This window comes from Micromonospora sp. NPDC049051, from assembly GCF_043197575.1.
In the GTDB taxonomy this organism is placed as follows: domain Bacteria; phylum Actinomycetota; class Actinomycetes; order Mycobacteriales; family Micromonosporaceae; genus Micromonospora.
The window spans coordinates 209,268-220,441 of the sequence record NZ_JBICTL010000003.1 but is presented as its reverse complement, the minus strand read 5'-3'; the positions used below and the strand labels follow the sequence as shown (position 1 = coordinate 220,441).

Annotated in this window: 11 protein-coding genes; 7 read left to right on the top strand and 4 right to left on the bottom strand. The window is 76.0% G+C overall.

Features of this window, described 5'->3' with window-relative positions:
* Nucleotides 1-94: 94 nt before the first annotated feature.
* From ACGFIR_RS13150 to ACGFIR_RS13135, 4 genes are read left to right on the top strand one after another with little or no spacing between them, the layout of a single operon-like run.
* Nucleotides 95-703, top strand: a complete 609-nt coding sequence (locus tag ACGFIR_RS13150; RefSeq protein ID WP_393007553.1) for an ATP-binding cassette domain-containing protein — start codon at nucleotides 95-97, stop codon at nucleotides 701-703.
* A 5-nt stretch (nucleotides 704-708) separates the two neighbouring features.
* Nucleotides 709-1,998: an extracellular solute-binding protein gene (locus ACGFIR_RS13145; protein WP_393145811.1), complete on the top strand. Its 1,290-nt coding sequence runs from the start codon at nucleotides 709-711 to the stop codon at nucleotides 1,996-1,998.
* Nucleotides 1,995-3,755: an ABC transporter permease subunit gene (locus tag ACGFIR_RS13140; protein WP_393144984.1), complete on the top strand. Its 1,761-nt coding sequence runs from the start codon at nucleotides 1,995-1,997 to the stop codon at nucleotides 3,753-3,755. Before ACGFIR_RS13145 ends, ACGFIR_RS13140 begins: the two co-directional genes overlap by 4 nt.
* Entirely contained in the window at nucleotides 3,752-6,127 is a 2,376-nt protein-coding gene (locus ACGFIR_RS13135; RefSeq protein WP_393144982.1) for a hypothetical protein, read from the top strand. Before ACGFIR_RS13140 ends, ACGFIR_RS13135 begins: the two co-directional genes overlap by 4 nt.
* A 9-nt stretch (nucleotides 6,128-6,136) precedes the next feature.
* Here ACGFIR_RS13135 and ACGFIR_RS13130 read toward each other — a convergent pair whose 3' ends face one another.
* Nucleotides 6,137-6,448 (bottom strand): hypothetical protein, encoded by a 312-nt coding sequence (locus ACGFIR_RS13130; RefSeq protein ID WP_393144980.1) that lies wholly within the window; start codon nucleotides 6,446-6,448, stop codon nucleotides 6,137-6,139.
* Nucleotides 6,449-6,583: 135 nt separating this feature from the next.
* Between ACGFIR_RS13130 and ACGFIR_RS13125 the strand changes: the two genes are divergently transcribed.
* A complete protein-coding gene (locus ACGFIR_RS13125) occupies nucleotides 6,584-6,943 on the top strand; it encodes an ArsR/SmtB family transcription factor (RefSeq protein ID WP_393007545.1) in 360 nt (119 codons plus the stop codon).
* A complete protein-coding gene (locus ACGFIR_RS13120; protein ID WP_393144978.1) occupies nucleotides 6,940-7,425 on the top strand; it encodes an SRPBCC family protein in 486 nt (161 codons plus the stop codon). The genes ACGFIR_RS13125 and ACGFIR_RS13120 overlap by 4 nt, the downstream gene beginning before the upstream one ends.
* A gap of 130 nt (nucleotides 7,426-7,555) precedes the next feature.
* On the opposite strand, the gene ygiD is transcribed toward ACGFIR_RS13120, so the two are convergent.
* From ygiD to ACGFIR_RS13105, 3 genes are all read right to left on the bottom strand, one after another.
* Nucleotides 7,556-8,425, bottom strand: a complete 870-nt coding sequence (ygiD, locus tag ACGFIR_RS13115; protein WP_393144976.1) for a 4,5-DOPA dioxygenase extradiol — start codon at nucleotides 8,423-8,425, stop codon at nucleotides 7,556-7,558.
* 109 nt (nucleotides 8,426-8,534) lie between these two features.
* On the bottom strand, nucleotides 8,535-8,753 hold the full coding sequence (locus tag ACGFIR_RS13110; protein WP_393007539.1) for a hypothetical protein: 219 nt from the start codon (nucleotides 8,751-8,753) through the stop codon (nucleotides 8,535-8,537).
* 75 nt (nucleotides 8,754-8,828) lie between these two features.
* Nucleotides 8,829-9,431 (bottom strand): MBL fold metallo-hydrolase, encoded by a 603-nt coding sequence (locus ACGFIR_RS13105; RefSeq protein ID WP_393007537.1) that lies wholly within the window; start codon nucleotides 9,429-9,431, stop codon nucleotides 8,829-8,831.
* A gap of 111 nt (nucleotides 9,432-9,542) precedes the next feature.
* Here ACGFIR_RS13105 and ACGFIR_RS13100 point away from each other — a divergent pair, with 111 nt between their 5' ends.
* Nucleotides 9,543-11,105, top strand: a complete 1,563-nt coding sequence (locus ACGFIR_RS13100; protein ID WP_393144974.1) for an LLM class flavin-dependent oxidoreductase — start codon at nucleotides 9,543-9,545, stop codon at nucleotides 11,103-11,105.
* The last annotated feature ends 69 nt before the right edge of the window (nucleotides 11,106-11,174 follow it).

Below are 11,174 nucleotides of genomic sequence, written 5' to 3'. Positions count from 1 at the left end.
CTGGGCCCGCTCCTTCCACAGGGGACTGTGACGGGGCGCCGGTTGTCGCCCGGTTGTGCGACCCTGGGGGCGACTGCCCGGGTCACCGGAGGTGATGACCACGTTACGACTGTGCGATCTCGTCGCCGTGCCCGACACCACCGCCGTGACCCTCGACGTCCCCGCCGGCACCACGGCCGCCCTGGTCGCGGCCCCGCCCGTCGGCACCGCCGTCGCCCGGGTGGTGAGCGGGCTGACCCCACCCGTCGCGGGCCGGATCCTGGTCGGCGACCGCGAGGTGACCACCCTGCCGCCGCCGCGCCGCCGCATCGCCTACGTGCCGGCCGGCGGCGCGCTGCTGCCCCACCTGACGGTGCGCCGCAACATCGCCTACGGCCAGCGCCGCCGGGAACGGGTGCGGGAGGTGGCCGACGCGTGGACGGCGACGGTGGTCGACCGGCTGGAGCTGGCCCCGACGCTGGGGCTGAGGCCGCACCTGCTGTCGGAGGCGCAGCGGTTCCGGGTGGCGCTCGCCCGCGCCGTGGTCTGCCTGCCCGAGGCGCTGGTGATCGACCTGCCCGGCGGGCCGGCCGGCGGTGGGCGGCTGACCGACCTCATCGGCCGGCTCTCCCCGCCGGACACACCGGGGGTGGCGGTGCTGGTGTGCACGGCCGAGGCGGGCGCGCTGCCCGACGTGCCGGTCGCGGCCGAGGTGGACGGGTGACGCCGATGGAGCGGATCGTGCCGCCGGCGCGGCTGCGCCGCCGTACGCTGCTGCGGGCCGCCGCCGGGGCCACCGCGACCGCCGTCGCGGGCTGCTCCGGCGCGCCGCCGGCGGTCCAGGTCGCGGTCGTCTGGAGCGGCAGCGAACTGGCCCGCTTCCGCGAGGTCCTGGGCGGCTACGGCGCCGGCGTGCAGGTGATCAGCGCCGGCAACGACATCGACGCGTTCCTGCGCGCCCGCCAGCTCGCCGGCACCAGCCCCGACGTGGCGATCCTGCCCAGGTCGGGGCTGGTCATCGAGTACGCCCGGCGCGGCTGGCTGCGCGAGCTGACCCCCGCCGCCAGCTACGCCCTCCCGCCCGGCATGGCCGACCTGCTCGCCGCCGACGGGCGCCGCTACGGCGTCTGGGTGAAGGCGGCCCACAAGTCCCTCTTCTGGTACTTCCCGTCGGAGCTCCCCGCGCCCCCGCGCACCTGGGACCAACTCGTGACGCTCACCCGACGGCTCGGCGCGCGGGCCCGGGCGGGCGACGGCCCGGCTCCGCTGGCCATCGGCGCGGCCGACGGCTGGGTGCTCACCGACTGGTTCGAGAACGTGCTCGCCGACGTGGCCCCGCCCGGCTACTACGAGGCGCTGGCGCGTGGCGAGGCGGACTGGCTCAGCCCGTCGGTGCACACGGCGCTGGACCGGCTCGCCCAGCTGTGGAGCATCGACGGCGCGTTCCCCGGCGGCGGGCGCCGGGCCCTGCTCACCCAGTACGAGGAGTCGGTGATCCAGGTGGTGTACCACCGGCGGGCGACGATGCTCTTCGAGGCCGACTTCGTCGACGACGTCAGCCGCCGGTTCCGCCGGGGCACGGAGCAGCCGGCCACCTTCCGCTTCCCCGGCGCCCGGGTGGCCGACAGCCCGCTGATCGTCGGCGGCGACGCCGCCGTGGCGTTCGCCGGCTCGGCGCGCGGGGCCGATCTGGTGCGCTGGCTCAGCGACGGCTCCGCGTTCCAGCCGTGGCTGCGCGCCGGCGGCTACCTCTCCCCCAACGTGGCCGTACCGCTGGAGGACTACCGCGATCCCGTCCGCCGCCGCCTCGCCGCCGAGCTGCGTGAGGCCGAAACGGTGCGCTTCGACCTCTCCGACCGGCTGCCCGGCCCGTTCACCGGCTCCGACGGGGTGGGCATCTGGCGGATCATGCAGGACTTCTTCGCCGACGTCACCGGCGGCGTCGCGGCCGGCAGGGCGACGCGCCGGGCTGCCGGGCAACTGGCGGCGGCGGCCCGCTCGGCGGGTGGCGGCCGGTGAGCCGCGTCCTCGGCGAGCCGGCGGTCCTCGACGACGTCGGGCCACCCCGGCGCGGGCGTGCCTACCCGGCGGCGGGGACCACCTCGACGCTGCTGCTGCCCGCCCTGCTGCTGCTCGGCGGGCTGGTGGCGTGGCCGGTGCTGCGTACGCTGCACGCCAGCGTCACCACCGACGGCCGGTGGGTGGGCGCGGAGCACTTCCGCACCGCGCTGGGCGCGCCCGGCACCGGCGCCGTGGTGGGACGCACGCTGCTCTGGGCGCTGCTGGTGCCGGCGGTGGTCACCGTGCTGGGCTACCTGCTCGCCGCCGCCTCGCGCCGCTCGCAGGAGGGCGGGCTGGTCCGCCTCATCCTCGTGGTGCCCACCGCGCTGCCGCTGGTGGTCACCGGGGTCACCTTCCGGCTGATGTACGACCCGGATCCGGAGCGCGGGCTGGCCACCCTGGTCGCCGCGACGCTGACCGGCCGGTCGGCGGCCGACGCCCCGCAGCTGCTCGGCCCCGGCCTGGTCACGGTGGCGCTGATGTCGGCGTTCGTGTGGGCGTGGGTCGGGCTGGCCGTGCTGGTGTTCCGGGCCGCCCTCGACGCGGTGCCGCCCAGCCTCGCCGACGCGGTGCGCGCCTACGGCGGCAACCGCCGTGACGTGCTCTGGGACGCGCAGTGGCGGCCGCTGCTGCTGCGTACGGTGGCGGTGGTGTTCACCCTGGCGGCGCTCGGCACCGCCAGGACGTTCGACCTGATCCTGGTGATGACGCCCGGCTCGGTACGTGACGAGGCGTCGGTGCTCGCGTTGCGGGTCTGGCAGACCTCCAACGGCGCCACCACCGGCGAGGGCGCCGCGCTCGGGGTGGTGTGGCTGGTCGCGGTGGCCGCCGGTCTGCTGGTCGCGGCGCTGTTCGTACGCCAGGCGTGGCCGCCGCCCCGGGACCCGGCGCCCGTCGCGCCCGAGGCGGCGCCCGCGCCGCGCCGGACGACCCGGCTGCTGGTGGCCGGCGCGGCGGTCGCCTGGCTGGTGCCGCTCGGGGTGCTGCTCGCCACCTCGCTGCACGGCCCGGTCGACGCGGCGGCGCGGGGCTGGTGGTGGAGCCCGCCCAGCCTCGACTCCTACCGCGACCTGCTGACCGGCACCGAGCTGTGGGGCACGCTCGGCTTCACGCTGGTGCTGGCGACCGTGGTCACCGCCGTGGTGCTGGGGGTGGCGTTGCTCGCCGCGTACCCGCTGGCCTGGCTGACCGGGCCGCCCGCCCAGGCCACCGGGCTGCTGCTGATGGCCGCCAGCATCGTGCCGGTGCAGGTGATCGCCGGGCCGGTCAACGAGGTGCTCGGCGTGGCGCTCTCCTCGGGCACGGCGCGCGGCCTGGCGCTGGTGCACGTCGCGCTGGGCGTGCCGTTCGCGGTGCTGGTGCTGCGTAACGCGTTCGCGGACCTGCCCGCCGAGCAGGTGCGCGCGGCCCGGGTGGGCGGGCGGCACTGGTGGGGCACCCTGCGGTTGCTCGCCCGGCACAACCGCCCGGCCGTGGTGGCGGTCGCGGTGCTGGAGTTCGTGCAGGTGTGGAACGACCTGGTGGTGGGGTTGCTGTTCAGCGGGCCGGGCGCGCTGCCGCTGGGGCTGTTCCTCGCCGGGCAGACCCGGGGCTTCGCGGCCAACAGCGGCGCCCTCGCCGCCGGTTCGGTCATCGCCTCGATCCTGCCGGTGCTGCTGGTGGTGCTGGCCCGCCGCCAGCTCGTCGCCGGCCTGGTCGCCGGGGGCGTGCGGTGACGGGGCAGGGGCCGGCCCGCCACCCACGCCGGCCCCGCCGACTGAGCCTGCTGCTCGCTGTCGGCGGCGTCGTCGGCGGAACGGTCAGCGCGGTGCTCGGCAACGTCACCGGCAACCTGCTCTCCGAGCTCTCCGTCGCCCAGCTCGGCTCCGCCAGCGCCGGGGTGATCGTGCTGGGCCTGGTCGCCGCGTTCGTCGTGGAGTGGCGCCGCCAACGGCAGCAGGCCGCCACGCCGGGCGACACCGGCGGGACACCGGCCACCGGCGCGCCCACCCTGCCGTGGCCGGCCGGGTTCACCGGGCGGACCGGGCACGTCGACGCGATCATCGACCTGCTGCGCAAGGAGCACGCGGTCGCGGTGGTCGGCCGGCGGGCCGTCGGCACGTCGGCCTGCGCGATCCAGGCCGCCAACCTGTGCCGGGAGGACTTCCCCGACGGCCAGTACTACCTGGACCTGCGCCGGGGCGGCCGCCGGCACGGCGCCCGGCAGGTGCTGACCGCGCTGGCCCGGATCCTCGGCACCCGGCCGCCTGCCTCGGGACGTGCCGACGACCTCGCCGACGCCGCCGACGAGCTGAGCGGCCAACTCGACGGCCGGGCGGTCCTCGTGGTGCTGGACAACGTGGACGACCCGGCCCAGGTCCGGCCGCTGCTGCCGCCGACCGCGCGGACGAGCCGCCTGCTGCTGGCGGGCACGGGAGCGCTGGCCGCGCTGGACGGGGTGGTGGCGCACGGGCTCGCCGAACCGGACGCCGAGGACGCCGTCGAGCTCTTCGCCGCCGCGGGCGCCACCGCGCCCGTCGCCCGGCCGCACCGACCCGACCCGCGCACCGACCCGGCGGTACGCGCCCTCGTCGAACTCTGCGGGCGGCAGCCCCGCACGGTCGCCGAGCTCGGTCGGCGTACGGCGCAGCACGGGTGGCGGCACGGCGACGTGCTCGACGCGCTGCGCCGCGCCGTCGACACGCCCCCGCACCAGCACGTCACCGCCTCCCCGGCGACCCTGCTGGTGACCGCGCGGGACACCGCGTACCACGCGCTGGGTGCCGAAGCGCGCCGGTTGTGGCGGCTGATGTCGCTCAGCCCGGTGCCGCTGGACCGGCCGACGCTCGCGGCGCTCGCCGGCCGGCGCCCGGACCGGGTGGCCGCCCTGCTGCACGCGCTGGCCACCGGCGGGTTCGTCACGGGGGCGCCCGGCGACCGCTACGAGGTGCGCCCGCTGCTGGCCCCGTACGCCCGGATGCACCTGCGCGACGCGGAGCCGGCGCGGCGGCGGGTGGCCGCGCAGGCCCGACTCACCCGGCACCTCGCCCGGCGGGCCGAGCGGCACGCCGCGAGCCTGGCCGTGGCCGGCACCCCGCCGGACCGGGCGCCGGCCCTGGCACTGGACGACGACCCGTACGGCTGGTTCGACCTGCACCAGGAGCTGCTGCTGGCCGTGGTACGGGTGCCGGCGGGCGCGGCGGAGACCCTGCCGCGCCGGGTGCGCCGCTGGTGGTTCCGGTTGGCCGTGGCGCTGTGCGGGTGGCTCGCCCACGCCGAGCGGCTCGACGAGTGGGCGCAGGTGTGCCGCACCGTGCTCGCCACCCCCACGGCCGACGACCGGCCGGAGATCGCCGGCTGGGCGCACAACGAGCTGGGGGTGCTGCGCCGCCGCCGGCACGACCCGCAGGGGGCGGCGACGGCGCTCAGCCTGGCCGTGGCCGAGCGGGGCCGGCGCGGCACCGCCCAGGCGCGGATGAACCTCGGCCTGGTGCTGCTGGACCTGGGGCAGCTCGACGACGCGGTGGAGCACCTGGAGCTGTCGCGGCGGCACCGCGCCACGGCGGACCGGGCGGGGCACGCGTTGACCGACCTCGGGCTGGGCGCCGCCCGGCTGGCCCGGGGTGAGCTGGAGGCCGCGCACCGCCACCTGGTCCGGGCGGCGAACGCCTTCCGCTCCCTCGGCGACGCGCGGGGCTACGCGGCGGCGCTGACGAACCTGGTCCTGGTGCACGCCGGGCTCGGCGAGCACCTCGACGCGGCGCAGTCGTGGCAGGCGGCGCTGCGCGAGTACGACACCGTCGTCGACCCGACCAACCGGGCCGCCGCGCTGCTCAACGCGGGTGCCGCGCTGTTGGCCGCCACGCCGACCCAGGCCCGGCAGGCGTACGGGATGCTGGCGGAGAGCCTGCGGCTGCGTGACGGGCGGCCGACGGCCGGGCTGGGGCGGACGCTGCTGCACCTGGGCGACGCGGCGGCGGCTCTCGACGATCCGGACGAGGCCCGGCGGCGCTGGGCCGACGCGGCGAACGTCTGCGAGGAGGCGGGGGACGCCGACGGCCAGGCGGCGGCCGACGCCCGCCTGGTGGGCAGCGACGCGCCGGGCTGAGCGGGGCGGTCACTCGGCACGCCAGACGGGGTCGCGGGGCGGGCCGGGCTCGGCCCAGCACAGCCCGCCCTTGGCCACCACGCCCGGCACCCCGTCGACCATGCGGCCGATGTCCACCACGGACGCCAGCGACATCACGACGTCGTTGCGCAGGTCCGCCACCGCCGTCTCGAGGTCGTCCTCCTCCGCCGACCAGTCGATGTCCGCGGCCCGCAGGTCGGCCACCGCGTGGTCGGTGAGCACCTGCGGGTCGGTCACGGCCACCGTGAGCCGGCAGTACACGTTGAGGATGAGCGGTTCCGGGGCGCCGACATCGGTCATGGCATCAGCATGACCCACGTCCCGCCGGTGGGAAACGCCGGCAGCCGGCCGGCAGGCCCGGGCGACCGCACGTGCCGCGGCGGCGATGTCACTCAGGGCTTGACCTCAGTGACGGGCACGGCAATACTTAGGTGCATGCCTAAGCGATCGGGCGATGCGGAGGGCGGCGCCACGGCACTGGACGGCGTGTTCCACGCGCTGTCGGACCCGACGCGCCGCCGGGTCGTCGAGCTGCTCGGCCGGGGGCCCGCGACGACCAGCGAGCTCGCCCGTCCGTTCGACATGGCACTGCCGTCGTTCACCCAGCACCTGGGCGTCCTGGAGCGCTCCGGCCTGGTGACCTCGGAGAAGAAGGGCCGGGTACGGACCTATCGGCTCGCTCCCGAGCCGCTCGCGCACGTCGACTCCTGGCTCGCCGGTCAGCGCGCGATGTGGTCGCGACGTCTCGACCAACTCGACTCGGTTCTCCACGACCTGAAGGAGCAGCAGACATGACCGCCTACCCGAGCGTGCACCCGGACCTCGACCTGGTGCTGGAGCGCACCGTCGACGTCGCGCCCGAGCTGGTCTGGAAGGCCTGGACCACCCCCGAGCTGGTCGTGCGGTGGTTCGCCCCGCGCCCCTGGTCGACCTCGTCCTGCGAGATCGACCTTCAGCCCGGCGGCAGGTTCCACACCGTGATGCGCTCCCCGGAGGGCGAGGAGTTCCCGAACACCGGCTGCGTCCTGCTCGTCGAGGAGAACTCGACGCTGATCTTCACGTCGGGGCTGGGTCCCGGGTTCCGCCCCCGGGCCGCCGGCGACGACTTCCCGTTCACCGCGGTCATCCGGATCGAGTCCGCCGGCGACGGCACGAGGTACACCGCCACGGCGATCCACGCCGACGCCTCGGCGAGGAAGTCACACGAGGAGATGGGCTTCGTCGAGGGCTGGGGCGCCGCGCTGGACCAGCTCGTCGAGGTCGTCAAGGGCCGCTGACGGCACCACCGCTCGCCCAGGCCGGCCCGCCGTCGTGGCCCGTACCGGGGTCGAGGAGACGAGGGGCCAGCCGGGCGGGCCGTACGCAAAGCCGGCTGACCCTGGCCGCCACGAGCGAGCCGGGCGGCCGTCAGATGTTCGACGAGTCGACCGGCACGTCGGTCGGCAGGGCGGGTGCGCCGGCCAGCGGGGCGTCGGTGCGGCACGACAGGCCGACCGTGTAGGCGGTCATCGACAGCGACCCGTACGCGTACCCGTCCACCAGCACCTCCGCGCCGTGACCGGCCGCGCCGGCGAGGCCCGCGAGGTAGAGCAGCGGGATGAAGTGGTCCGGCGTCGGCACGGCCCGGTCGAAGTCGCGGTGGGCGTCCAGCGCCGCCGCCCCGGTCGGCTCGCCGAGCATGACGTCCTTCGCCGCATCGTCGAAGCGCCGGGCCCAGTCGAAGCCCTCGTCGACCATGCGCGGATCCACGCCCCGCAGGTTGTGCACCACGTTGCCGCTGGCCACGACGAGCACCCCGCGCTCGCGCAGCGGGGCGAGCCTCGCGCCCAGGTCGAGGTGGAAGTCCGGGCCCTTGAACGCGTTGATGCTCAACTGCACGACCGGAACGTCCGCGTCGGGGAACGCGTGGGTGAGCACGGACCAGGTGCCGTGGTCGATCCCCCACGAGTCGACGTCCGCCCCGACCCAGGTGGGGTGCACGACGTCGCTGATCTCCTCGGCCAGCTCCGGCAGGCCGGGTGCCGGGTAGCTGACGTCGAACAACTCCTGCGGGAAGCCGTAGAAGTCGTGGATCGTCCTCGGCCTGGGCATCGCGGTGACGGCGGTGGCGCCGATGTACCAGTGGGCGGACACCACGAGGATCGCCCGGGGCCGCGGGACCGCCCGCCCGAAGGCACGCCACGCCTGCGTGTAGCGGTTGAGCTCCAGCGCGTTCATGGGAGTGCCGTGACCGATGAACGCGGCGGGCATCACCGCCGGAAAGGTCTCGTTGTGCACGCTGCTCCCCCCGGGCCGTCGGTGACCTGAGCGTAACCAACGTCGGAGGGAGCAGCCGGGTCAACGCCGGCCGTGGCCGGCCGTCACCGCCGCATACCGGCGGTGACCGTCAGTCGGTCACCTCGCGCCAGGCGGGGTGGTTGCCGCGCCACGCGCCGGCGAGAATGACCGCCGATGTCCTGCCCGGGCACTCCTGCACCCGGGAGCGGCCGGATTCGCCGCCGATGCGCACCTGCACGTCCCATCGCTGCCCGTCGGTACGGATGTAGACATCCCGACGCCCGCGCTGCGACGTGTCACCGTTCCACCAGTGTTCTTCTACCCTCACCCCGCGACCGTATAGCAGTTGGCGCGCCGGCGACACGCCCGGTGGCGGCAGAGCTGCGGCGAGGGGCGTCGGCGGTCAGGCGGACTCCCCCGGCGCCAGGTGCCGGTAGCCGGTCACCGTCTCGGCGAACCACCCGTTCACGCTGCTCAGGCCGCGTGCGTTGAGCTGGGCGTCGTGGATCGGGAAGACCCGCTCGGCCCCGACGGCGTTGGCGAAGGCGATCGCCTCGGTGAGCTTCAGCCAGGAGGCCTGGGCCGGGACCAGCAGCGTCTCGACCGGCTGCCCGGGCCGGTGCAGCGAGTCGCCCGGGTGGTAGACGGCGTCGCCGACGAGGTAGCCCAGGTTGGGGCAGTCGGGCTGACCGCCGTGGATGGTGGCGTGCCGGCCGCCGAGCGCGGTCACGGTCAGCCCGGCGGCGATGAACCGCTGGCCGGCGGCGACCCTGGTCACGGGCAGCGGCGCCAGGTCGGGCAGCGCGGCGCCCTCCGGCGCGAAGACCGGCACGCCGAGCCCCGCCAACCGGAGCACGTCGACGTGGTCGGTGTGCTCGTGGGTGACCAGCACGGCGTCCGCGCCGGCGAGGGCGCGCGGCTCGCTCCAGGTGCCGGGATCGATGACCAGCACGCCGCCGTCGTGCTCCAGTCGGACGCAGGAGTGGGTGAACTTCGTGATCCGCATCCGCCGACCGTACGACGGGGACCGCCGCGACGGTGGCCCCCGGTTTCGCCGGACAGCGCGGAGCCGGCCCCGCCCCGCGTGAGAGGCTGCGGGTCGGAAGGGAGTGCCGACATGAGCGACTACGGTCATCCGCTGGCCTTCGGGGCGTTCCTGACCCCCGGCAACGCCGAGCCCGCCCGGGTGGTGGGCCTCGCCATGCTGGCCGAACAGGTCGGGTTCGACCTGGTCACCTTCCAGGACCACCCGTACCAGCCCGCGTTCCTCGACACGTGGACGCTGATGAGCTTCGTGGCGGCCCGGACCGACACGGTGCGGCTGGCCGCCAACGTGACGAACCTGCCGCTGCGGCCGCCGGCCGTCCTCGCCCGCAGCGTGGCGAGTCTCGACCTGCTCAGCGGCGGCCGGGTGGAACTCGGCCTGGGCGCCGGCGCGTTCTGGGAGGCCATCGAGGCGATGGGCGGGCGACGGCTCACCCCCGGGCAGGGCGTGCGGGCCCTGGCGGAGGCGATCGAGGTCATCCGCCAGGTCTGGGACGTCGAGGCGCGCGGCGGGGTCCGCGTCGACGGCGAGTTCCACCGGGTGCTCGGCGCGAAGCGGGGCCCGGCACCCGCCCACGACGTGGGCATCTGGCTCGGCGCGTACAAGCCGCGGATGCTGGCGTTGACCGGGCGCCGGGCCGACGGGTGGCTGCCGTCGCTGAGCTACCTGCAACCCGGCGACCTGGGCCGGGGCAACACGATCATCGACGACGCCGCCCAGGAGGCGGGCCGCTCGCCCGGCGACGTGCGCCGCCTGCTCAACATCACCGGCCGCTTCGCCCCCGTCGGCCGGGGACCGCTGGACGGGCCCGCCGAACAGTGGGCCGAGGAGCTGGCCGACCTCGCGCTCAGCGACGGGATCAGCACGTTCATCCTGGGCAGCGACGACCCCGAGGACCTGCGGCGCTTCGCCGCCGAGGTGGCCCCCGCCGTCCGCGAGCTGGTGGCCGGCGAACGCGCGGCGGGCACCGCGCCCGCCCCGCAGACCCCGGTTCCGGCGCCGCCGCCGGCCGACCGGCGCCCGCCGGTCGGCGCGGGCGCCTTCGCCGTCGTCCCGACGCCCGACGACGGCGTACGCCGCAGCGCGATCCGGGTCTGGGACGAGAGCACGCGCCCCACCGGCCCCGCGCCCGACCCGGCGCGCACCTACACCGCGCACGACCAGGCCAGCGCCCAGCACCTCATCGACGTGCACGACGGGCTGCGCGCCGAACTGACCCGGCTGTACGACCTGGTCGAGCAGGTGGGTGCCGGACTGGTCGACGCGGGCACGGCCCGCTCGCACATCAACACGATGACGATCCGGCAGAACAAGTGGACGCTGGGCACCTACTGCGAGTCGTACTGCCGGGTGGTCACCACCCACCACACGCTGGAGGACCGGGGCGTCTTCCCGCACCTGCGCCGCGGCGACGACCGCCTCGCCCCGGTGCTGGACCGGCTGGAGCAGGAGCACCACGCCATCCACGACGTGCTGGAACGCGTCGACCGGGCGCTGGTCGCGTTCGTCTCCGTCTCGGACGGTATGGCCGAGCTGCGCGCGGCGGTCGACCTGCTCAGCGACACCCTGCTGTCCCACCTCGCCTACGAGGAACGCGAACTCGTCGAGCCCATCGCCCGGCTCGGCCTGAACTGAACCCGCCGCCGCACACGGTGGCGGGAGGATCGGAACCGGGCCCGCCGTCGCACGGCGTGCCGGAGGATC

What these genes read in the sequence shown, in the direction of transcription:
- ACGFIR_RS13130 (WP_393144980.1), bottom strand. Translation starts at nt 6,448, where the DNA reads ATGACCGATGTCGGCGCCCCGGAACCGCTCATCCTCAACGTGTACTGC.
- ACGFIR_RS13105 (WP_393007537.1), bottom strand. Translation starts at nt 9,431, where the DNA reads ATGCGGATCACGAAGTTCACCCACTCCTGCGTCCGACTGGAGCACGAC.
- ACGFIR_RS13150 (WP_393007553.1), top strand. Translation starts at nt 95, where the DNA reads ATGACCACGTTACGACTGTGCGATCTCGTCGCCGTGCCCGACACCACC.
- ACGFIR_RS13145 (WP_393145811.1), top strand. Translation starts at nt 709, where the DNA reads ATGGAGCGGATCGTGCCGCCGGCGCGGCTGCGCCGCCGTACGCTGCTG.
- ACGFIR_RS13125 (WP_393007545.1), top strand. Translation starts at nt 6,584, where the DNA reads ATGCCTAAGCGATCGGGCGATGCGGAGGGCGGCGCCACGGCACTGGAC.
- ACGFIR_RS13120 (WP_393144978.1), top strand. Translation starts at nt 6,940, where the DNA reads ATGACCGCCTACCCGAGCGTGCACCCGGACCTCGACCTGGTGCTGGAG.
- ACGFIR_RS13100 (WP_393144974.1), top strand. Translation starts at nt 9,543, where the DNA reads ATGAGCGACTACGGTCATCCGCTGGCCTTCGGGGCGTTCCTGACCCCC.